At 61.9% G+C, this 20,569-nt stretch carries 17 protein-coding genes; 2 read left to right on the top strand and 15 right to left on the bottom strand.

The genetic code is table 11. From position 1 onward, the window contains the following. The first annotated feature begins 161 nt into the window (after positions 1-161). Entirely contained in the window at positions 162-2,303 is a 2,142-nt protein-coding gene (locus tag Tam10B_RS13375; RefSeq protein ID WP_198947545.1) for a tyrosine-type recombinase/integrase, read from the top strand. Between the two features lie 264 nt (positions 2,304-2,567). Here Tam10B_RS13375 and Tam10B_RS06340 read toward each other — a convergent pair whose 3' ends face one another. Beyond that, positions 2,568-2,792: a hypothetical protein gene (locus Tam10B_RS06340; RefSeq protein WP_093960414.1), complete on the bottom strand. Its 225-nt coding sequence runs from the start codon at positions 2,790-2,792 to the stop codon at positions 2,568-2,570. A gap of 186 nt (positions 2,793-2,978) precedes the next feature. Between Tam10B_RS06340 and Tam10B_RS06345 the strand changes: the two genes are divergently transcribed. Beyond that, positions 2,979-3,995: a hypothetical protein gene (locus Tam10B_RS06345; protein WP_093960415.1), complete on the top strand. Its 1,017-nt coding sequence runs from the start codon at positions 2,979-2,981 to the stop codon at positions 3,993-3,995. Positions 3,996-4,244: 249 nt separating this feature from the next. Here Tam10B_RS06345 and Tam10B_RS06350 read toward each other — a convergent pair whose 3' ends face one another. The 14 genes from Tam10B_RS06350 to Tam10B_RS06420 all read right to left on the bottom strand — a co-directional run bounded on the left by Tam10B_RS06350 (position 4,245) and on the right by Tam10B_RS06420 (position 19,782). After that, positions 4,245-4,463, bottom strand: coding sequence for a hypothetical protein (locus tag Tam10B_RS06350; protein ID WP_143248569.1), 219 nt, complete (start codon positions 4,461-4,463; stop codon positions 4,245-4,247). Between the two features lie 1,243 nt (positions 4,464-5,706). Then, complete coding sequence (locus Tam10B_RS06355; protein ID WP_093960417.1) at positions 5,707-6,360, bottom strand: hypothetical protein; 654 nt, start codon at positions 6,358-6,360, stop codon at positions 5,707-5,709. 267 nt (positions 6,361-6,627) lie between these two features. Next, positions 6,628-7,284: a hypothetical protein gene (locus Tam10B_RS06360; protein WP_093960418.1), complete on the bottom strand. Its 657-nt coding sequence runs from the start codon at positions 7,282-7,284 to the stop codon at positions 6,628-6,630. Positions 7,285-7,359: 75 nt separating this feature from the next. Continuing rightward, positions 7,360-7,956: a hypothetical protein gene (locus tag Tam10B_RS06365; RefSeq protein ID WP_093960419.1), complete on the bottom strand. Its 597-nt coding sequence runs from the start codon at positions 7,954-7,956 to the stop codon at positions 7,360-7,362. Positions 7,957-8,118: 162 nt separating this feature from the next. Continuing rightward, complete coding sequence (locus Tam10B_RS06370) at positions 8,119-8,544, bottom strand: hypothetical protein (protein ID WP_093960420.1); 426 nt, start codon at positions 8,542-8,544, stop codon at positions 8,119-8,121. Positions 8,545-8,791: 247 nt separating this feature from the next. After that, positions 8,792-9,139 carry a hypothetical protein gene (locus Tam10B_RS06375; RefSeq protein WP_093960421.1) on the bottom strand — a complete coding sequence of 116 codons (348 nt, stop codon included), beginning with the start codon at positions 9,137-9,139 and terminating at the stop codon, positions 8,792-8,794. Between the two features lie 225 nt (positions 9,140-9,364). Then, entirely contained in the window at positions 9,365-9,931 is a 567-nt protein-coding gene (locus Tam10B_RS06380; RefSeq protein ID WP_143248570.1) for a hypothetical protein, read from the bottom strand. Between the two features lie 252 nt (positions 9,932-10,183). After that, positions 10,184-10,816, bottom strand: coding sequence for a hypothetical protein (locus tag Tam10B_RS06385; RefSeq protein ID WP_093960423.1), 633 nt, complete (start codon positions 10,814-10,816; stop codon positions 10,184-10,186). 1,265 nt (positions 10,817-12,081) lie between these two features. Next, a complete protein-coding gene (locus tag Tam10B_RS06395; RefSeq protein WP_143248572.1) occupies positions 12,082-13,212 on the bottom strand; it encodes a hypothetical protein in 1,131 nt (376 codons plus the stop codon). A 384-nt stretch (positions 13,213-13,596) separates the two neighbouring features. Next, a complete protein-coding gene (locus Tam10B_RS06400) occupies positions 13,597-14,850 on the bottom strand; it encodes a hypothetical protein (RefSeq protein ID WP_093960426.1) in 1,254 nt (417 codons plus the stop codon). A 176-nt stretch (positions 14,851-15,026) separates the two neighbouring features. Continuing rightward, positions 15,027-15,701, bottom strand: coding sequence for a hypothetical protein (locus Tam10B_RS06405; protein WP_093960427.1), 675 nt, complete (start codon positions 15,699-15,701; stop codon positions 15,027-15,029). A gap of 358 nt (positions 15,702-16,059) precedes the next feature. Beyond that, positions 16,060-16,668, bottom strand: a complete 609-nt coding sequence (locus Tam10B_RS06410; RefSeq protein WP_093960428.1) for a hypothetical protein — start codon at positions 16,666-16,668, stop codon at positions 16,060-16,062. A 204-nt stretch (positions 16,669-16,872) separates the two neighbouring features. After that, positions 16,873-17,376 carry a hypothetical protein gene (locus Tam10B_RS06415; protein ID WP_093960429.1) on the bottom strand — a complete coding sequence of 168 codons (504 nt, stop codon included), beginning with the start codon at positions 17,374-17,376 and terminating at the stop codon, positions 16,873-16,875. A gap of 360 nt (positions 17,377-17,736) precedes the next feature. Next, positions 17,737-19,782 (bottom strand): primase-helicase family protein, encoded by a 2,046-nt coding sequence (locus Tam10B_RS06420; protein WP_093960430.1) that lies wholly within the window; start codon positions 19,780-19,782, stop codon positions 17,737-17,739. Positions 19,783-20,569: the final 787 nt, after the last annotated feature.

The raw sequence follows: 20,569 nt of genomic DNA on the forward strand, positions 1-20,569 counted from the left end.
TCCTACCCGGTATGAGCACGAACAATGATGTGACCAGTGTACCGCGAACCGGACCCGAGGCACCGGCACCGGAAAACCCGATCGGCAGGGCCGCGTCTGCGGGCTTAACCTCTGGAGTGGGGACCCCGGAGGAGCCGGGGCAACGAAGCACGGAGAGAAGGATGAGGAGCGGCAAGAAGTCGGATGCCGCGCGGACGAGCGGCAGCGACGCCAGGCCGGTGACGGGCACGGACACCACGGCCAAGAACACCGAACCGGTTCAGGCCACCGACTCGGGCAAGGCCACGACCCGCAGGGGTGCGGGCAGGAGGAACAACAAGCGCGTGTCCCTCATAGGAACGCAGGCCTGGGCCAACCCACCGACGCGCAGCTACCCGTACTGGAGGGTCTGGTGGCTCGACGCCGCCGGCAAGAAGCACTCCACCACGGTCAGCGGCACCGAGGATGACGCGTACAACACCGCGGCGGAGAAGCTGGGCTACCGGAAACCCAAGGGGCCGGTTCACGGCACCCCGAAGAACCCGCTCGTGAAGGACGTGTACGAGGAGTACGTCAGGGCCGGCGACCATCCGAAGTGGGGTTCCGGGACCACGAGTCAGAAGCGGCAGGCCATGACCCGCGTGTGGCTCGTCATCGGTGACAAGAAGATACGTGACGTGGTTCCGAGCGACCTCGCGCGCATCGACATGGCCGGCATTCGCCCCGCGGCGCAGAAGCGCCTGCGCAGCGAGGTCCGTCGTCTCTTCGACTACGCGCACTCCGTGTACGGCATCGAGGGAACCGGCGACGATTACGCGAAGCCCGTGCCCGTCGTGACGAACTACCGTCGCGAGGAAAGCACGACGAACGTCACCGTGAAGAAGGAGGACGTGCCCTCCACGCGGTGGGTCGCGTGCCTCATCACGCTCACGGCCTCCACGATGAACGTCACCCCGCTTGACGAGGAGATGGACATGCGCACCCAGCGCGAGGCGACAGCACACGCGGCGCATGAGATGCTCACCGGCCGCGGGGCCGGCCAGGTGCCGAAGTACACCACGTGGATAGACACGGTGAGCGGCGAGAAGCAGACCACGAGCGGCTGGACCAACGAGCCGCTCGACGGCCCAACGGGCTGCAACCCGCTGGACGACATCTGGAGGATGGGGATTCCCGCGGATAAGCGAATAGCCCGCATCACCGGGCCGCTCATCAGAACCGAGGAGGCCTACCAGCGAGCGAACGAGGACGTGGCACGGCAGTACCGCAGGCTCACCGCGTTCCTCGCGATGGGGGCCGGCGTCGGCACCCGCGTCGGTGAGCAGATAGCGCTGCGCGTGGGCAACGTCCTCACACCGGACCAGGCCGCGTTCCTCTTCGTGGACGCGCACATCCAGAACTGGGACGAGGAGACGGATGACGCGCTGAGGTTCGACGGCCGGCAACCACCGGAGAACCGCAGGGGCTGGTACGGTGCCATCCACATCGAGGAGCAGTACACGCAGGCCGGTTCCGGCTACCGGCTCGGCCGACCGAAGTGGAACAACGAGATGGACGACAAGACCCGCTGGGTCCACATGCCCTACTACCTTCCCTCGTGGCAGTACGAGGACGACCCGAGGCCGCTGCGCGAGCAGATAGCGGGTATGGACGGCATGCAGCGCTTCGCACCACACGCGAGGACGCAGGACGACGAATCGTTCTGGTCCTCCACGCGCGAGGAGGTGGGCTACGCCTGGGCCGAGGGCTACACGCCGCTCGGCTGGTGCATGCTCCAGTGGCTCATCGACCTGTGGAACACACCGACCCTGAACCGCGCCGCCGGCGGATCGCTCTCCGCGAAGCTGGCCCTATTCACAAGGCTGCTCATGTTCCCGACCCGACGGCCCACGAACGACCCGGACAGCCTGAAGGTCGGCATGAGCGAGGACTGGAGGGCCAAGGGGCACGGCAAACTCATACCCGGCACGGGCGGCTACACGAACCAGAAACGCATGCAGCTCCTCACGAACCCCGTCATGGACTATGTGAGTCAGCGCATGGAACTCGCCACCCGCTACAACCCATGGCCACCGAACCACAACACGTACACCGGCATGACCGTGCCCGTCGTCGGAGGCAAGGAATGGAAGGCCCCGCGCGTCGGATGGACGCACCACTCACTGCGGCACTACAGCGCGTCCATACGACTCGCGAGCGGCGTGCCCATCACGCTCATCAGCAAGGAACTCGGCCACAAGGACATCTCCACCACGATAGAGACGTACATCCACCTCATAGACGAAGCGCAAAGCACCATACCCCCGGCAGGCTTCGAGCTATGACGCGATGACGGGCCGGGGCCGGCGACCATCGCAGGTCCCGGCCTCGGCCATCGAGCGCGCGTCGTCCGACGAAAATCCCGGACCACCCGCGCTCGTTTTCCTTCTCTTCTTATCGTCACCGGCAGCCGGTCCCCGGCCATGGCACCGGTGACGAGCGAGCGCACGGCACTAGTGAGAAGCCCCGGCCCGCGCAACCATTCGCGTTTTCCCTTCAACCAGCGGGAACCGGTACCGCCCGGCGCTCCTTAATCACTTATGCGTCAATCACGGTGTCACGGTCGCGGGGTCCGTGGTGACGGTATCCACGAACCATTTGCTGCCCGTGAGGTAATCGGCCACCTGGTTCACGGCCCAGATGACCCAGTTCGCACCGGCCTTCACCACCTCTATCGGGTTCCCGAAGATGGACCACAGCGCTACGAGCAGGCCGAGGCCCGCTATCACCATGAGCGTGTCGCGCACGACACCCCATGCTCCACCACCACGCATGATTGCCTCCCTCCAACGGCACAAGTATCAGCGGCCACTCGCATATCCACGACCGCGAACCCTTGTGGCCGCCGCGGCATGAAGGAATCAACACGTTACGCGGGTGGTCCGGGATTATTTTGGGTTTCCCGGGCGTGTCCCCGTGTGGATCTGGCATGATCTGATCGCTTTTGCGAGGAGGCCGTCGTGCGCTTGTATCATCTGGACCCGTTGACGAACGGTGTGGAGCCGTGCCGTGAGCCGGATTGGGTGGCATGCCGGTGCGGTGAGCATTACGCGACGCTGCGCGAGGCCGTTGACGCCTCGGTGGCCGCTGGGCCGGTGGATTGGTCCCGTTACTCGTACCGTCGCAAGCCGAAGCCGCGCGTGCGCGTGACGATGGGGTTGCAGAACCTGCGCGGGCTGGTAATGCGTGACGCGGCCACCCGTGTGGAGCGTTGGGTGGGGGACGGCCATTACCGTTCCGTGGTCGCCGCGCTGGGGTACGCGGGTTTCGTTCCCTTGGATTACGCGGCCGGCCCCTCCCCCACGGAGTCAATCCTCATGGACCGGCTCGCGCTTCACGGGCCGATGGCATGCGCTGACCTGCTGGAGGTGCTGCTGCGCGACGCCGGGCCCGAAGCGTCGATGCTGACGCGTGCCTCGGCCCGGCTCATGGCCCTTACCCTGCGCGCCGCGGCCCATGACCAGTCGAGCGCTGCCATCCTCTCCACGTACCGGCTCGGTTCCCTATGGATGGATGATGCGGATTGGAACGACCGTGAGCTGCGGTTCCGGCTGAGCCGGGAAGGCTCGTTGGATGCCGCTCCCCGCACCGGCGTCCAACGATTCGCGGCCCGGGCTTACGCGGCCCAGATAGCCGGGTACCGTGCCATGCTGGACCCGGCGGCGCGTGACCCCGAGTCGAACCTGATGCGCGAGGCCCTCGTGAACGGGGACCTGCCGGTGCTGCGTGCCATGGGGATAATCATCCCGAACACGGACCGGGCAATCCAGCGTTTCGCGGCCCTCGACGGCTCGACCCTCCATCCCCGCACGCTGGAGCGGAGCGAGGCGCTGGTGCTGCTTGACTACACGAGCATGGCCATCAGGGACGATGGCACCATCGACGTGGATTACGACGGGCCGGTGACCGTGGCCACGGAACCCGAGCACGGACCGGTCACACGCACCGCAGCGGCGGCACCCGGCCCCACCATATGAAAATCCCGGCCCACCCGCGCTGACTTTTCCTTTTCCTTGAGCGCCGGTGGTTCCCCGTTCTGTCCTTTGATTCCCTGTGAATCGGTAGGGGCCGTGCTCCTGACTCATGGCTTGGTCAGGGGCACGGCCCCGTTTGGATTCCGTTCTTCCGTTTCGAGAAGAGGAGTGAGCGGCTGCTTGGCCGTGGCACCGGTCCCGCTCGGCTCCCGGTGCGTGGTCTGCATATCGTCGCTTGTTCGGCCCGTGTGGTTAGCGGGTCGTGGTGCGCGTCCGGTTCCGCTTCTTGAGCGTGTGGAGGGGGTCGTCCTTGTGTATCTCCCATTGCTGCCGTTCGACCTCGCGCATCGCGCTGGCCTCGTCGGGGTAGTGCCGACTGTAGGGGCAGTCACCGTTCGTCGCGGTGCAGCGCTTCGCGTCCCCGTCCTTGTTAATGTGCCACCGGCCATGGCCGTTATTCCGTATTGCCATCACCATCACGCTCCAGATTCACTTGCGTCCGACCGAACGGCTCGAGGCCGACGCGGGGACCGGCCGGGTCCTCCACGCGAGCGGTCCGCTTGTGTGATGCTACCGATGCGGAGCGGCCGGCGACCCGTGTCCACGCTCCGGGTTCATACCTGCAACAGCCCTTCATGCGCGGATTGCGTGTAGCACTCGGTTACTGGTTTGTCAATAGGGATTGACTGGTTATGCCCTTGGCTTATTTTCGCTTTCCAGCCTCCGCCCGGGCGTGTCGCGCGTCGGAAACCGGTCCAACTCCCCCGATTACCATGTTCGATTCAGTGAACATAACCGAACATAATAGCACACCACACATAAGGTATATTATCGGTTATTTTTCCGATCGACGCTTGCCTGGTGATTATCCGCGATACCCGCCCCCTCGTGGGTGCCGTCATTATACCACACCACCAACAGCCGCATCCCCACGACCACGAACCGGAACGAACCACGACACGCCCGGGCGAAAAACCCGGAGCCGCGAACCGGAGAACGAACGAGCGACGACGACCAGCAGACCATCAAGCGATGCCACAGCCGAACGGCAACAGGAATGTGCGGGAACGCGACGAAAGGCCAACGGACAATGACGGAACCAAAGGACGGTGCAATACAGGCAAAAAAGGAGGAGAAAAGAAATGCAGCGCGGGTGGTCCGGGATTTTGGATGTGGTTGCCGGGGCATGGATGATGCGCCGGGCACTTGCCCCTTGCTTCTTGATGGAGCGTGCCTTGATGAAACGAGGCCGGACGCGCTCGCCCGCTCCTTATCTATATGCGCACTGCTCCTTTATATATAGGTGCGTTGCTCCTTATATATACGGTGCCATTCACTTGAAGATAACCGCTCGCCACCCGGCCGGGGTATCACCGATGGCCTTCATGCGGATAACGGTTCGTTCCTCGGGATTCCTATCAATCATCGACCCGTCATGTATATCGGTTCTCAGCACCGGGCACGTATCACCGCACCGGTCGTTCCCCGTATCCGTCCACAAGCCCGGTGGCCACGCTTCGCTTGACGCTTCAGCGCATCCCGACGCCGGGCGCAGATCGCACGGGCACCATACCCACGCATGACCGGAAAGCACATACCCGCACTCGGGATAGAAGCACCGGATAAAGAAGGGGCACCGACACACTGGTTTCGTGTGCGGTGCCCCTTGGACCGGCAACGCGCCAGGCGTCGCTCTGGCCACTGACGCTCGCGGCTACGCAGCGTTGGATGCCTTCTCGCGTTCCCGCTTCAGCTCCTCCCTGCGTCGCTTATTGCGGACCCTGGCCATGCGCTTCACGCGCTCCGGGTCATCCAACTCCCAGAACCGCTTCACCTTGGCCTTCTCGATGTCCTGCACGTACTCGGCCTCACCATACTCAATCTCCGCATGGTTGAGGTAGAAGCTGCGCAGCGGCTCGGACATGTCGCTGGGGGTATCCTGCTTCCCCTCCAGAAAACGCTTCACGGCCTTCCACGTGACTACGCGCTCGCTGCCGTCGTTGCCCCTCCAGAGGAACACCGGCTCCCTATCCACGGCATTGGCCGAGTGGTTGCTGGCCGATTCGCGGGCACCCAGCCGAAGCACGATGACACCATCACCGACGGCCGTGCCGCAGTAACGACTCGCTAGGCTCGGCAGATCCACTTCGCTGTCATCCACCGGGGTCCCATACGCCCGGTACGTCACCGGCTTGTCATGGTTCCGGCCACCGAGGCATTCGATGATGTAGTCCGGCTCGTCCCCACCATAGAACGGTTCATCCACCGTGGTAACGATCGGCTTATGACCATTAGCGCTGAAGGTCTCCCTGAACTTGCGCGCGCCCCTCGTGTACGTCTTGATGTGCTGCCCGACCTGAATAGCCATCCGGTCCCCCGTTTCGGTGACGCGCGGGGCCTCGGATGCCCCTGCGCTTCCCTCCAACGATACCAGACGACCCGCGCACGCACCCCGCGCGACACGCGGGTGGGCCGGGATTTGTTTTGGTTCGGTCACGCTCGTCCTTTTCCTCGTTCCTTGTTTCATTGAGCGCCGGGGGCGACCACCACCCCCGGCGCGTTCCCAGCTAAGCGCGAACGACCCGGTCCGAAAATCCCGGACCACCCGCGCTAATTCACTCTTCTTCTTTGTCGGCTACATGCCGCGCAGGGCGGAGTTGAGGATCCGCCTCGTGTACACCCATGCACCTGCGCCCGGCTTGTACCCGATCCCGAACTTCCGTTTTATGCTGTTGCTCATGTTCACGGCCCGGCGCAGGGCCTCGTCGTCGATGCTGGCCACCAGGGCCAGCCCGGTGCGAAGGATGCTGTTTTCGTCCGAGCCTGCCGTCGGCCTCCATCGTTCGAGGCCGATGATGAGGTGGTCCCACACGCTATCGCCCCCGGCCATGTACTGGAGCATGCGGTACCGATTGAGCCGCATGGCAAGGTTCGCACCGTAATGGTCCTCATCGGGGACGTCCATCGCGGTGATGTAGGAGATGACTTCCCGGCACTCCTGCTCCGTGATGGACGGGTCCAGCGCCCGTAACTTCTTGCGCGTATCCGCGGTGTCCACGTCGTACAGCACCTCCTCGCGCTCGTTCCTCGTCTCGTGCTCGGACCAGTCGAGGTCTTCCTCGCTGCCCCCCATGAGGAGGAAACGCGGCCCGACGTGCCTACCGGCACCGTCAGTGGGGAACGGGATGACGCGCATGTACGGCAGGCTGCAATCCCCCTCGTCCACAAACCCGCGCGCAGGAGCCTCGTTCTTCCTCGGGCCTCCGTACTTCTTCACCGTCTTCTTCGACATGTTCTTTTCCTTTTTTCTTGTTGGTTTGTTTCCTATCAACGCCGGGGGCTATCATCGCCCCCGGCGCGTTCCCCCTTATGCGGGGACGGACATCATGACGTTGGGAACGGCGGCACCAAGCTTGAGCCTGACCCCGTTCTCCTCGTCCCCATGCACGAAAACCGCGAAGCAGTCCTGAGCGCTGCACCCCATGAGCCGCGAGCCATCCATCAGGCTATGGACGAACGTCAGGTACTGCGTCACCGTCGGAACATCCGCGCGCTTCCCCATCACGGACAGAGCGAACAACATCATCACGCATGCCTCTTCGTTCTCCTCCCCGACGAACTCCACATTCATCAGTTCAGCGACGTCATCGGGGACACCCTCCTTCAATAGCTGCCTGATGTTCGCAAGGTACTGCTGGTAGAAACGGTCATACGTCTCCTCCACCCCCTTCCCGCTCGCGGCGTCGATCATCATCCACGCGCGGAGACCGTTCCACGGCTTCAGCACCATGTGCGGTCGGTGCTTCGACTCCATCTCGACATCAAATAACGACGCGAGACCCCGCATCGCCGGGCACATGTCCGAGATCTCCCACGAGGCCAAATCAGGCCCCGCGCCACCGCTACGCTGCGGGTTCCCGTACTTCTTCACCGTCTTCTTGTTCCTCTTCACGTTGCTCCTCATGGTTCCTGCTCCTGTCCTTCCGTCTTCTTCATTCCCTGATTGCCTGTACGTGCCCGTGGACCAACGGCACCGGACCGGGCAGACCAGTGCCAAGGAGTAACGCGAGTGGCCCTAACCATCCGTGGATAATCCCGGACCACCCGCGCCCGCGTTCCTTCCCCTTTATTCGTGGGCTGCGCGGCTTGCTTGCGCTCGTTGCGTTTGCTGCCCTTGGTAGAGTCCGAGGGTTTTCGCTATCGCACAGTGGATGTTCGCCCGGTTTTTGGGTAGTTTGAACTCGTTCTCCTCGCGGATCTTGACCCACTCGTACCGGGGCGGCACGTACTTGCCGGGCACGGCCGGTGCGGTCCTCACAGCCTGCTGGTAGGACCAGAGACCACCACCAAGCGGGGACTTGTAGCATGTGACCCTGCCTGCCCGTTCCACATACCATTCCATCCAGCCGTCCTCGTTCTCATGGAGCGAGAGGATGTGTGCTCCATCCTCAAGCCGATGGGGACGCTTCGCGTTCTCCTTCCATGGCTTCGTCCGCCACGCGGCCTTCTTGATGGTCGCGCGTTCCTTCCGCGGGTCTGCTGTGCTCCTCATGGTTATTCCTTACTGCCGGTTGGGTTCGCGCGTGGTTTTCTTATTGCCACTGACGCGCGCGTTCCCCTCACCGGTCATTACTCATAAACTCGTCGGTGGCTCTCCTAAGCCCCGACCAGGCGACCATGCTCGAGCTGAGCATCGCTCCGGTCATTCCCATGGGTCTGCTCCTTACTTACTGTTCCGTGGTTCCGGCCGGGCCGGAGGCTCGTGGCCACCGGCCCCTGCTTCTTTGCTCAGCGGGCCGTCACTCGGTCGCGCCGTCGCGGCCACCGATGATGTTGCTGTGGATGACGTCCTCGTAATCCGCGAAGCTCCACTCCTCCGTCTCGATGAACGTCGAGAGGGGCCACGCGTCATCACTGACGCGGTAGAGGTCGTTCCCCTTCACGCGGTAACCGCAGTGCGCGATCTGAGCGTTGAGGGCTTCACGGAACTCGCGCGTCGCGGCCGTGAGGTCCAAGCGGTCCGGGTCGATGCCGCAGCATCCCCGCGCGAAGTCGCTGACCTCGCTCCTGAGGGACTGACCGCTCTCTCCGATGCCGTGCTTACCGCTTACGCGGATCGCGGACCAATTACCGATTCGCTTCTCCATGATTACTGCCTTTCTTCTTACCGGCCCCGCCACCTGCGCGGGGACGATTGTTCTTCCTGCTGTGTGTTTGTTGGTCGTTGTTCTTGTTTCGAGTGGCACAGTGGTGATTCCGGGTACGCGGGGTCCGGACCACCGGCGCGGCTCGCTCCCGTCACCCCTACGCATGAAGGGAATGCCGGGTCGCGCGCCGGTGGTCCTAAACTTCCGCTGTGCCGGTCTTGGGTCTTAGCTCCGGTGGATGATTCCCGTTTGGCCCCAGAGCTGGTCCGGGTCACCCGGTACTTGCAGGACACCGGTGGTTCCGATGAAGCAGTCCGCGAAGGGCATGCCGTCGCGGATAGCGGCCCTCGTCGCCTGCCCGTACCATTCCACGTACTCCGCCAGCTCCTCGTCCGTAGGGTCCTTTATCTCGTCGATCGTGGCTATGATTGCCGTACCCGCGAGGAGGGATTCCGCGTTGCGGTTCTCCACGGTCGGTGCGTCGCTCTCGCGGAGGGCCTTGATGATTCGCACGAGAACCTCGACGTGCCCCATGTTCTTCAGGAGGAGCCGCTGGGATGCGACCTCAGCGACCCGAAGGTTCTTCTTGTTCGCCGCGTAGCACACGACCCACGGCTGGACCACAACGCTTCCGGTGTTCCCGGCTTGCCCCTGCTTCGGTGGCAGGACGGAGGTGACGTACCCCTCCTTCCGCAAGCCGTCCGCGTACTCACTCACGAGTTCGGGGAAGTGCTGCACCTTGTTCCCGTTCTTCACGCTGGTGGTGCTGGTCGGGTTCTTCTTGTTGCTCATCTTCTTGAGCCTTTCCCGGCACGTCATGGTGCCGCTATAGCCGCGCACTCACTTCTTTCTTCTCATCGTTAACCGGTGCACGGCTTTGGTTGTTTTTTCCGCGCAATGATGCGCAGGTTTCAATACGCGCACCCAGTTATTCGGGTACGCGGGGTCCGGGCCACCAGCGCGGCGTATACCCGTCACCCCTACGAACAAAGGGATTACCGGGGGCCGCGCTGATGGTCCTGAACTTCCGCCGCGGTCCCGGCTTCAGTGCTCGTACACGACGACCGGCATGTAGTCCTTCCCTCCTTGAACCGGGGCACCCATGGCGGCCATTAGGCACTCGGTGAGCGGGGCATCATCACGAAGGGCGGCGAGGGCCGCCTGCTCATACGCGTTCACGTACTCCTTGATCGATTCGTCAAGCGGTTCGACATGTGTGTACGTGCCAAGGAAAACTGCTTCGGCCACCATGAAGTCCGAGCGCGGGTCCCCCACCGTCGGAGCGTTGCAGTGCCGGAGGGCCTCCTCGATACGTTCGGTGACGAGATCGTCCCCCCAGTTCATCTCGAAAACCATCTGGTACACGTCGCCGGCGCGCTCCAACTCCTCCTCGGTCTTTGCGTAGTAGGCCACCCATGGTGTCACCGCGAAGCTTTCACCTTCCTCGTTGACCCCAATCTGAGGGTTGTCAATCGCAACGACGTATCCCTCCCGAATGAGGGTTTCGACGTATTCCCGCACTTTCATCGGAACATCACATACGCTCATGCGGCAATCCGATACCGTGTCCTCACGGTACGACTGCCGGTTCTGCGGCTTGTCCGCTTTCCGCGTCTTGCGCGCTCCTCGGTTCTTCTTCGTCCTGTTGTTGCGGCCGGTCTTCGTCTTGCTGCTCATTTTCTCGAGCCTTCCTCGGCACGTCGTGGTGCCGTTATCGCCGCGCTTGCTTGTTGTCGTGCCGCGCGGCGCTTCGTGGTGATTGTGGTTCGCGCTGTCATTGCGCGGTTTCAGTCCTCGTACCCTGTTTTTGGGTATGCTCCGCCAGGCCCGCGGCCCCGGTCATCGAAAACCGACTTAGGGTGCGTTGGGACTGACGAGCGGCACGGTGTGCCCTCGCTGGTGATGGTGATTGTGGCCCTACGTTGGATTGCCCTCAAGCGCGTTGATGATTTGCCCGACCATCGCCGCGCGGCGCATGACGGTCATGCCGTTCACGGATCGCGCGTCTAAGGCCTACTCCCCCGCTCATACGGGTATGGAGGGGCCATGCGGGTTCTACGCGTTGGGGTTTGGGCCGACGGCTACGGTGCCGTTACCTTGAAGATTCGATACGCATTTTGATGCTTCTCCTTACCTGACCGCCGGTGTCCCGACGGGAACCTTTTCTTAAACCAATCCGGGGTAACTAATCCCGAATTAAGTAATTCACTTGTCGGCCCGTTAGACGGTCGGACCGGTTGTTCCTCGCAACGGTTCCTATGGTACACCAAGTGCGGGATAATGCAAAAGCGAAAAATACTACCACACACCCATCGACGCGGTTTTTTCAGCGTGTCTCACGCTTGGAACACCGCGTAAACCCTACTCCTGATTAGGTTTTCACGAAGTCGGACCACCCGCGCCACCCCTCGGAAAAAGTCGAAAATGTTCGCTATGAGCTTAATTATTCGAGCGAAAAACGTCAACGAAGCTGTCCAAATAGGGCATTTCCCGCTCGATTCACCCCGTGTGAACGGCTGCATGTACAATAGAGGAAGGCTGAACCTCCATTTGTCCAGCCTTCCTTGCTGACGAACCTCAGCACGGGTGAGCACCCACCGTCGCACATGGTGTGTGCCTTCCCTGGACCAACCACCCAGAAACCCATCCGCTAGGGCACCTATAAATAGCCCGCTGGCCCTCCGGCCGGTAAGGAACACAAGGGATGCCGAAGCCCCTTAGACAAGGGCAACGGCCATTGTGCGGCCCGGTCCATGACCGAGCGGTGGTGCGCGATGGAGTAACTAACCGGAACGCACCACCAAATACACCTCCACCGAATGAGCATCAGCGTCGATGCCTCATCCCCGTAAATCCCGGACCGCGCAGACTTTCCTGCATGCCCACCACCGGGCAGCCGGGTCCCTCCCGTCGAGCGCCGGGCGTCGCTGTGTTTCGTGCCGTCAGTCCTCGTACCCGTCGTATGATGCGCGGATTGCTCCGGGCACGTCGATGAGCGGGTCCTCGGGTATCGTGCCTTGCTCCGCGTAGCGGTAGAGCACCAGTTGCTCCCCGTCGTTCCATGCGTCGGGCTGGAAACGGCAGAAGAGGCTGCAATCCACGAGCACGTCGAGCGTCATGGGCCGGGAACCACCGGCGATGGCCGCGAGGTTGCCGAGGCCAACTTCATCCGGCCCGTCGTGCGCGTTGAGAAGCGAGATGACGTCATCGCTCAGCGCGTTCCAGTCCCGTTCCGCGAAGTCATGGTCGATGCGCCGCTCGAGGATGCCCGGCAGGTGTTCCCAGCCCTTCTGGTAACCCGTGTCACCGTAGAGGTGTATGGAACTCGCGAGCCGGTCCCTCCACGTGGGGTGCGGGTAACCGTCGGTCTCGATGCTGCGCGGGTCCGTGTCCTCCCAGGCGATGCTGAGGAGCGTGAGGATTGCCCGCGTCTGCCAGAGCGTCGTGGGGCATGGCAGCTCCACACCATAAGCCGCGGCATACCGCACCGCGGCATCCGATGGCATCCATTCCCGCTGGTAATCAGCGTCCCTGTCATCCAGCGGGTCACTGCCCTTGCCGAACGCGGGGGCCATCCTTACCCACTCGCGCATGGCATCACCGATGATGGAACGGCCCGGCCTCCTCAACGGCTCACGGCCCGCGACGAGGAGCATCCGGTGCAGCCATGCCCCGGCCCAACCACGGCCACTCATCACCACGCGCGCGTCATAATCGGTAAGCTCACCGCAGATCGGGGCACACCAGCCGGCCACCCACTCCGGGTCCGGCACGGCACCGACCGTGTAGAGCCGAGCGAGGACGTCGCTCGCGTCCACGACGAACCGGCTCTTGGCACGCGCGTCGATGTCACTATGCCCCACGCTCAGCGTCATGCGGAGAGCGGCAACGTCCTCCTTCGCGTTACCGCGCTCCACGAGCAGGGCCTCCGCATCCGAATCGCTTGACACGGGCACCGGCCCACCCTCGGTAGCGGCACGGAACGAATCCAGCCACCCCAGCCAGTCACCATCACCCCGAGCATCATCCAGCCACCCCCAATCACCACCGGTAACGTCGCTAATCCAGCTCAACGCACCCGCATCCACACCAGCCATAACAGACCCCCACGCGCATTACCCGTCCATGAGCACCAGTCCCGGAACCGGGACCACCACCACGAACCACCAGCAAGTGCCACCGATCATCCCACGCGCACCGCGCGGAGGCAAACCCGGAGAGCCGCGACGCCCGGCGCACGGATACCCGCACCAGTGAAGCGATGGGGAAGGAAGAAACAGCGAGGATAAGCGACAGGACCATGGAAAAGAAGGACGAATAAAAGCAACGCGGGTGGTCCGGGATTATCGGTTAATTAAATCCCGGACCACCCGCGCTCGTTCCTCATTCCCCTTTCATCCCGTTGGTGACGGGCACCGGCCGTGGGTTTTCTGGTCTGGTGACGGCCAGCGAGTTGGTTACTCGGCTCGTCTCCAGACCCACCATGGTTCCTCGAATGGTGCGTAGCGCCAGTCGAGGGGGTTATCGGGTATGGGGACCGGTGTGGTGCGTATGAAGTCGCGTTCGAGTTGTGCTTCCCCGCTGAGGCCGGGGGCTTGTTCGAGGGCCGCGTGGAGGATGACGTGGGCCTGCCGTTGCCGGTCCGTATAGCCGGGCAGCGGTGCGCCGGCGCGGTTCACGTACCCCTCGGGCAGGAGTTCCTTGGGGTTCCCTTCCCCCACGCTGAGCTGAACGTCCCTGCGGAACCAGATGGTGCGCGTGACGAGCCGTTGGAGGGCCTCCCGCGCTTTTGGTTCGAGCGGCCCATAACGGTAGATGCTCTCGCTGTATAGGGGGACGTCCATGACGACGCACTGCTCGTCCATGCAGATGCTGCCGTACACCTCGAACGCGCGTTCGCGTGCCCAGGACGCGAGGACCTGCTTCTCGTGCCCCGGCCATGATTCCGGTGGCAGCGGTGGCCGGTTCGGTGTGGGGTGCCATTTGCGTGAGCCGGCCCTGTGCTGCTGCCTGCGTTCGCGGGTCTTCTCCACGACGTACTCGGCCTGCTCGAGCCACTCGGGGTCGGTCTCCCATTCACGGTCGCCGGCCTCGGGGTCGTAGTAATCGGTGATCCGGGCCGCCGCGAGTGCCGCCGCTCTGAACGCGGGCGGGTCGAGTTGAAGTTCCCTCAAGGCCCATCCGCCCGTGGTGTCGGCCACGCAGCGCATGATGTCATCGAGCCTCTCGCGGCTGATGATGTGCTCGTCCAGCGCGTCCTCAACGAGTATCTCGATGGGTAGCGTGTCGATGCCCGGAACCCCCGCGCGTTCCGCGTAGTGCTTCAGCACGAGGTTCACGCGGCCCTTCGCATAGTCGAGGAGCCGTGGCACGAGGTCCTCCTGCCAGTACGTGACGCTCCGCGCTAGCCTCGCTGGCATCCCCATCACGTCCTCGTACCCGTAATCCACTCCAGCGTGAACCGGGCCATCCAGCGGTATGCCGTCGCCCGGGTCGTTCATCACGTCGTCGGGACCAACCCAGCCGTCACGATCGGGGTTCATGACGAACGAGCCATCCGGATAGTGCGCGTACCCGTCGTTCCTCCAGTCGTCATCATCATCTTCGATGTCTGTGGTGGAATCCACGGCCGGACCGACGATACGGGCCATGCGGGCATCCTCCTCGCCCCTCATGGACAGGGCCTCGCTCAAACCATCATCCACGCTCATAATGACCTCCCATCAATCCAATCAAACCAACCCCCGCGCTCAAGGCCGGGGAACAATACGAAGCAATAATCAACGACACGGAACGGTGAACGGCCCGGCGCTCCATAAAAATGCCGGGGCCTTTCATTGGTTAGTGCGCGTTTCCGTGGCCGTCTCAGCGGCTCCGGCCTTCAGCGTCATTTCACCCAGTCGTACTTCGGCATGAAGTTATCCGGGTCGTTCGGGTCGGCTGGTGTGATGCCGTCACCTGCAACGGGGTCGGTCTGGATGGGCAGCACGGGAATGGTCCAGTGGAACTCGTTGCCACCGTTGTCCCTGATGGTGAGCTGCATGGGGTTCTTCGGTGTGGGGACCGCGTTCACCTCGTCCCATGGCATGTGGATGTAAAGCTTGACCCTGCCGGTCTCACCGACTTTGAGCGTGGGGTTCTCCGGCTTGAAGAGGCTTTGGTCAGCAACGTCGGTGCTTGGGGTCTGGTAATCGAACGTGACCTTGCCCTGCTTGCCGCTTGGGGTCGTTACCTCACCGGTGAGCACCTGGGACGCCTGCGCGTCACCATCACCCGTATTCCTCCAATCGAGATCCACCATGAACACGTATTCGTCCTTGTTCGTGTTATCGAACCCGCTCAGGAGGCCGTTCCAGCGCAGTTCCTGCTTGCCGGTCTGCTTCGCGTCGAGGCCCTTCCTCTCCTCCGTCTTACCGGCCTTGCCCTTGCTCGTGCCCGTATTCGTGTTTGTGCTCGTGGAGCCGTTCGACCCGGTTTCCGCATTGCCGCTCGAACCACAGCCGGCAAGCCCCGCGAGTCCGAGCGACGCGGCAACCAGCACCGCAGCAAGCCGCATGGTCATGCGGCCGTTCCTCCGGGTCACGGACCCGGCTCCATTCATGCTCGTGGTTCCAACCATCATTCTTCTCCCTCCGACGAGCCGCGCAAGCATCGAGCCACATGAGCCACGCACGGCCCCGTCAATCATCCCAACGAATCGTGCATATCCCCACCCGGCCGCCGGTCCGGACGCCCGCGGCGCAAGCGACGATCAGCGACGCGGTACCCGAGGCAACCGACCGGCACGGCCGGTCACGATAGGAAACGCAAAAAACAACAAACAATCACCACCGATCTTTGCAAAAACGCAAAAACCAGCGGTATCCACGCACCGGGAACGAAACACCCGGCGCACGAACCACCTCCACGTCACCTGGCCATCACTCGGCCAGCCGCTTCGACCTACGGCCACGCACGCGCTTACCCGAACCACCCCTGCCGGAGCCTCGAGAACCAGCCGAGCCTTTCCCGGAACGCTTACCGGAACCCGGCTCACGCGAACCCGACTCACCCGACCCGTGGCCATGCTTCTCCAGGAACGCGCGAAGCATATCCGCATCACGCAACACGACCCGAAGATGCAACCTGCCATCCACCGGGTCAGTCGAACGCTCATACGAAATACCCATGCCCTCCACCTCACGGCCATAACGCGGCCAGTACTGCGTCAACGCAGGCTCCACGCTCGGACCACTGGCCCAAACATCCGTCAGCACACCAGCCACGGCCTCACCAGCAAGGAACCGCTGCACGGCACCATCCCCACTCAGCACACCGGCCAGACGCTCCAACGGGTCCCCACCACGGAACTCCTCACGACTCAGCCTCAGAACCTCATCAAGGTTATAGAACCAATGATTCCCAATCCTCACGCACGAATCCCCCAAACGCATCTCACGCAGACGAATCACACGCAAGTAAGGCAACCGCAACAACACAGCCGCGTCGCTCGTGGAGCAGTAAAACACCCCATCCACTTCCCTAATCATGACAACCCCCTCAATAAACAAGCCCCACGAGAAACCGAAGGACAAAACAAAAAACGAACAAAAGAAAGAACGAATAAAAAACACGAGCGCGGGTGGTCCGGGATTTAACGGACGAAGCCCGGCGCTCGCTGTCGGTGGGCACGCGCGGAGCCTCGTTTCCCATCCACTCCGCGCGTGCCGGTAACGGCCCTTTGGCCTCGGGGGTCAGTCCTCGAGGAGGTCGCTGGCCTCGGTGGCGATGTGGTTCACGAGCCACTGGTACGGGTCCTCATCGGGACCCGGTGCCGCGGTGAAGAGGGATGCCTGCCAGCTGTCCGTCTCGTGGTACTTCCGCTGTTCGTACTCCATGGCCCAGTCGCGATCCCGGTCATAGACGCTCTTCGTTGCCTCGTAGGTAAATTCGTCACCGTACTCGACGCCCCTGCGGTCCTCGTTATCGGCCCACTGGAGAATCACCCCGAGGCGGCTAACCGTGTCGTCGCCCTCGGTGTCGTCATCATCCCATGAGCCGAGACCCTCATGCGTAGCATCGTAGAGGTAGAGGTAGCCGTAATCCAGCTCATCCGGCTGGATGTACACGCCACCCTCCGGGGCGTCCTGTTCCACCGCGCTGAATCCGTAACCATCGGTGATGGAGTAGTGACCGGTGCCAACGCGCGGCAGCTCCTTCAGCACGTCCTGAGCGATGTCCATCAGCTTCCTTGCCATTATTGGGTTCCTTCCCCTAATCGCCGGGGCCAATCCCCGGTCTTCCTTGGTCACCACCGAAATATCTCAGATTATTTCTTATCCCCGTGGTTTTCCTTGCACGGAGCGGGTTTTTCCACCCCTCCTATGCTCTAAGACAGCACGCTACCAGCGATAATCAGCGTTCGTCGGACGGTTTTTACGCTTACCGCGCAGGGCACGGTCAGACGCACAGGAACACACGAAAAGCAACGCTGGAAACCAAGCGCGGGCGGCGATACTCGATAATCCCGGACCACCCGCGCTGGTTTCTTTGTTTGGTTGTGTTTGTGCCGATCGGTTCTGACGCCGCCGGCGTACCGGTTCCGCCCGGCAGGCTTGTCATGCCTTGCGGTGGCCGATGGCCTCACCGTTGCGGATGCGCTGGATGAGGAGGCCCGGCGCGTTCTTGCCGGGTTCGTCGCTCATGTACACGGTCGTTTCCCCGTAGGGCCGGATGCGGATTGCGTCCTCGCCGGGCTGTGGCTTCTCGCTGTTCATGCAGAGAAGGTGCAGGTCAGCGAGCACCGTATTGTTCTTCGTAATGAGGAGCCAGGGTTTCCGGCCGCGCATCTTGAGACTGACCTCGTAATCCGGGCCGAGCTTGGATTGTATCTTGCGGTTCACCTCCACCGCGACGTCATTATGCTCCGCGGAGTTGTACTGCATCTCGTCGCCGTTGTACTGGAGGACCTTGCCGAGCTGTTCGATGTCGTCCTTCTCCTGGAACGGGTTGTCATCCAGCACGTCCCAGAGGTTCTGTGCCTTTTCCTTGTCCGTGAGCTGGATGACCCGCTCCAGCTTGCCGTTCAGCTGACGACGGCCGTTGCGCAGGTTTATTCCGCAGGTCTTGAAGATGACCTCCGGGTTCCTGACGCTTGGGAGGAGCGACTCAGCGGACAGGCCCTTGGCCTTGATACGAGTGTTGCAGTTCTTCTTGTGGCATTCCGGGTCAAGCCATGCTTGGACCTCCGGATCCTCGCTGAGCATCGTAGCGAGTTTGATGATGTCCTCGTTATCACCGAAAGCGTTTCGGGCAGAGACCTTATCCTCCATGGACAGTCCATCGAAGATGTCGTACTTCTTGGTTTCCTTCTGCCTTTCGAGGATGAGCCTAATGCCATGCGCGACCATTTCATCCATGCAGCGGCCCTGCTCCGCGTAAGTGTGGACGCTGTCTATGTCCTTGCCCGCGGCCCTGCTGGTCTTCTTAGCGTCGGCAGGTTCGAGTGGGGCCTCCCACGCACCATCCTTAGCCCGGTTGAAGTCAACATTGACTCGCCTGCGGTTCGTCGCGGTGATGTCTGGCAGTTCATCCGCTACGTTGGTTGCGAGGAATAGGACCGCGCGGCAGTAGAAGTCCGTCTGCTGCGCGTTGCCGAAACGTGCCGTGAGGTTACTGCCCGTGCTGATCTGAGCGAGTACCTGGGCCGCCTTCGGACCGAGCTTCCCGGCTTCGTCCACGAAAGCGAAGCGCTTCCCGATGAGCTGTGCACAGGCAAGACCATTCGCGTACCTATCGGTTGAGGTGAGGCCGGCCATGTTCGGCTTCGCTGTCGCTACCGTGCTGAACCTGTCGCAGAAGCTTGTAAGGAGCGTCGTCTTTCCAGTGCCACCGCTATCCGAGGCAATGAAGTAGTTCTTCGGAGCCTGCTCGATGAGGGAATAGCCGAACACCATGCTGAGCAGGTCATAGCATTTTTCACCTATGAGTGGACGGATGTACTTGTATGCGAGGTCCGGTCCGCTCGTCCTTATAGTGAACTCGGGCACCTCGTTCTGGGCAAGCTCAAGCTTGCCGAACCGTGATTTGCTGACCTTACCGTAGTACGTGCCGTTCAGGTCTATGCACCTCCGGACCGAGGGCACTCCGTCGCAGCCACGTGCAGTGACGAGCAGCGCTGATAGCTCACGACCGGTGATGGGGTCGTCGTTCTCCTTCATGACGTATTCGGCCCAGTTGCCGTTCTCGGTGCGGTCGTAGAGGTGGTAATCATCGACGGAGCTGCTCTGCTGCATCTCATCACCACGGTCATCCACGACGCTGAGGGCCATCGTGTCAAGACCCCGCGCGCTAAGCATGAGGCTCGCTGCGAGTCTTGCTATCAGCCCTTTACGGCCGGCATCCCATTTCTTCTGGAGCTTATGGTCAACGACCACCCACCAGTTCTGCCCCTTCGAGTCCTCGAGGTCGAACCACCCTCCTTCGTACTCATCCGCTTCGGACTGAACAAGGGTCATGGACCTGAGGAGCTGACGCACCTCGGTGAGCTTGTAGGTTCGTTTCTGCATGTACCTGCGAAGCGTGTCCGGTACGTCGTCTCGACTGACGTTATCGAACTTGAGCGTCTCGGCATTTGCCGAGTTAAGGCCAGAAACAATACGCATGATGCTTCTCCTAAGTAGGACCCGTGTGAGGCACGAGCCACCCTCCCGAGGAGGGCTTTGAAGATTACGCCCGGGAAATATCGTGGATGTCGTTAAAATCCCGCGCGATCTCCGTGGGATGCTATCGAGCAGGTGCCAGTACCGAACAAAAAAGGTCGGCTCGAACCGGCTTTCGCCGGGCCTCACTCGAGCCGACCCACTACTTAGGAGAGAAAGAACGACAAGAAGTACTTGCAAGTGCTGATGTCGTGGAGCGGGTTCTCATCTCCGTTCCTTCGTACATAATATCCAGCGGAACCCCATTCCGAGCCATCTACCCCATAGGTCCAGACTGCTGCGCGAAGCCAAGACGGAGATACTGCCTTGTATCACTTTCTGTTATTCATTTTTGTATGAATCTACTGGTGCCGGGCGGTGCTTGGAACTACCGTCTATCCATCAGTCCGAAGTCTTTGCCCGTCCCTGTGTTTTTCCGCGATCGGGGTCTAAGACGTCTCTTCTGCCGGTGGTTTTCCTCAGCCCCTCAACCCTCCAAAACGGCCTCAAAAACGGCCAGAATCGACCCAGAATCGACCCCAAATCGGCCCCGAAATGGCCCTTTCCACGCTGTCTTACCCCGCTTTTCCGCGTTTTTTACTTTTCTTATATAACCACTGGAATCCCAAGCGGGAGTAGGGCTGAGGACCTCTCTAAAAAGCGAATTACACAGTTACACAAGAGAAAAGTCAAATAAAACCCTATTTTTTGCCTCTAAAATCACCCTATTTTTTCGGGGGTGAGTAACGTG

The organism is Bifidobacterium vansinderenii (genome assembly GCF_002234915.1).
GTDB lineage: Bacteria > Actinomycetota > Actinomycetes > Actinomycetales > Bifidobacteriaceae > Galliscardovia > Galliscardovia vansinderenii.

What these genes read in the sequence shown, in the direction of transcription:
- Tam10B_RS13375 (WP_198947545.1), top strand. Translation starts at nt 162, where the DNA reads ATGAGGAGCGGCAAGAAGTCGGATGCCGCGCGGACGAGCGGCAGCGAC.
- Tam10B_RS06340 (WP_093960414.1), bottom strand. Translation starts at nt 2,792, where the DNA reads ATGCGTGGTGGTGGAGCATGGGGTGTCGTGCGCGACACGCTCATGGTG.
- Tam10B_RS06350 (WP_143248569.1), bottom strand. Translation starts at nt 4,463, where the DNA reads ATGGCAATACGGAATAACGGCCATGGCCGGTGGCACATTAACAAGGAC.
- Tam10B_RS06355 (WP_093960417.1), bottom strand. Translation starts at nt 6,360, where the DNA reads ATGGCTATTCAGGTCGGGCAGCACATCAAGACGTACACGAGGGGCGCG.
- Tam10B_RS06360 (WP_093960418.1), bottom strand. Translation starts at nt 7,284, where the DNA reads ATGTCGAAGAAGACGGTGAAGAAGTACGGAGGCCCGAGGAAGAACGAG.
- Tam10B_RS06365 (WP_093960419.1), bottom strand. Translation starts at nt 7,956, where the DNA reads ATGAGGAGCAACGTGAAGAGGAACAAGAAGACGGTGAAGAAGTACGGG.
- Tam10B_RS06370 (WP_093960420.1), bottom strand. Translation starts at nt 8,544, where the DNA reads ATGAGGAGCACAGCAGACCCGCGGAAGGAACGCGCGACCATCAAGAAG.
- Tam10B_RS06375 (WP_093960421.1), bottom strand. Translation starts at nt 9,139, where the DNA reads ATGGAGAAGCGAATCGGTAATTGGTCCGCGATCCGCGTAAGCGGTAAG.
- Tam10B_RS06380 (WP_143248570.1), bottom strand. Translation starts at nt 9,931, where the DNA reads ATGAGCAACAAGAAGAACCCGACCAGCACCACCAGCGTGAAGAACGGG.
- Tam10B_RS06385 (WP_093960423.1), bottom strand. Translation starts at nt 10,816, where the DNA reads ATGAGCAGCAAGACGAAGACCGGCCGCAACAACAGGACGAAGAAGAAC.
- Tam10B_RS06400 (WP_093960426.1), bottom strand. Translation starts at nt 14,850, where the DNA reads ATGAGCGTGGATGATGGTTTGAGCGAGGCCCTGTCCATGAGGGGCGAG.
- Tam10B_RS06405 (WP_093960427.1), bottom strand. Translation starts at nt 15,701, where the DNA reads ATGACCATGCGGCTTGCTGCGGTGCTGGTTGCCGCGTCGCTCGGACTC.
- Tam10B_RS06410 (WP_093960428.1), bottom strand. Translation starts at nt 16,668, where the DNA reads ATGATTAGGGAAGTGGATGGGGTGTTTTACTGCTCCACGAGCGACGCG.
- Tam10B_RS06415 (WP_093960429.1), bottom strand. Translation starts at nt 17,376, where the DNA reads ATGGCAAGGAAGCTGATGGACATCGCTCAGGACGTGCTGAAGGAGCTG.
- Tam10B_RS06420 (WP_093960430.1), bottom strand. Translation starts at nt 19,782, where the DNA reads ATGCGTATTGTTTCTGGCCTTAACTCGGCAAATGCCGAGACGCTCAAG.